This is a genomic window from Mesorhizobium sp. M7A.F.Ca.CA.002.09.1.1 (genome assembly GCF_003998555.1).
In the GTDB taxonomy this organism is placed as follows: Bacteria; Pseudomonadota; Alphaproteobacteria; order Rhizobiales; family Rhizobiaceae; genus Mesorhizobium; species Mesorhizobium ciceri.
The window spans coordinates 1-427 of sequence record NZ_RZRR01001625.1; the positions used below are offsets into that span (position 1 = coordinate 1).

1 protein-coding gene is annotated in these 427 nt (G+C 56.0%); it reads left to right on the top strand.

Features of this window, described 5'->3' with window-relative positions; translation table 11 throughout:
* Window positions 1-424 (top strand): porin (locus tag EN994_RS35015; RefSeq protein ID WP_206530597.1); only part of this gene is annotated, 424 nt, incomplete at its 5' end.
* Window positions 425-427: the final 3 nt, after the last annotated feature.

Consider the following 427-nt stretch of genomic DNA (forward strand, 5'->3'; position numbering starts at 1 on the left):
TTACGAAGAAGTGGCCGGCAAGGTTCGCCTGGATGTGAACGTCTCCAACGAACTCTCGCTGTTCATCATGGGCGGCTACGGTTCGGACGACAATCTCAACGATAACCTCAGCAATCATGTCGACGCCAACGGTCGCGGCTTCTACAAGATGTGGGGTGGCAATTGGGCAGTGTGGGGCGGTGGCACCTACAAGTTCAACGAAAAAACCTCGTTCAACGCTCAGGTGTCTGCTGACGATTGGAAGAACGTCGGCGTTGCCGCGAACATCGCTTACGACGTTGTGCCGGGCTTCACGGTCACGGCCGAAGTCGACTACCTCCATGCAGGCCGATTTGGCGATGTCAACTATGTTAACCCATCGTTCACACCGGCCGACAAGAAGAACAGCATCGGCGGCCTCCTCCGCTTCCAGCGCTCGTTCTAATAT